Source organism: Prevotella sp. CAG:255, from assembly GCF_000431195.1.
Lineage (GTDB): Bacteria > Bacteroidota > Bacteroidia > Bacteroidales > Bacteroidaceae > Prevotella > Prevotella rara.
In genome coordinates this window covers 275-538 of sequence record NZ_HF986859.1, presented here as the reverse complement: position 1 = coordinate 538, position 264 = coordinate 275, and the positions used below count along the sequence as shown (strand labels likewise).

At 43.6% G+C, this 264-nt stretch carries 1 protein-coding gene; it reads right to left on the bottom strand.

Going from position 1 to position 264, the window contains the following annotated elements; translation table 11 throughout:
- Nucleotides 1-65: 65 nt before the first annotated feature.
- On the bottom strand, nucleotides 66-264 hold a 199-nt coding region (locus QVO66_RS11965), incomplete at its 5' end, for a DUF3871 family protein (protein WP_288172862.1).

The window sequence follows — 264 nt, the reverse complement described above, 5'->3', positions numbered from 1 at the left end:
TAAGTTGAAACAAAAAAGGAGGGACACACTTCTTTATTAATTGATTGTGTATCTCTCCTTGTAAGTCAGTTGATGAACCAGGAATAGCCCTCTTTATCATCCCCGTTTATCGCCTTCTGTATACCTATTGCAAAGTCGGTGCAGTTCTGGTTCCTCTCAAGCCACTTGTCGATATAGCTTTGTTTGACCGCCTCGTTTCCGAGTTGCATAAGGTTCCAGCAGGTAAAGTCGTCACCGCTTGTTATTCCGAAGTCAGGGTTCGAA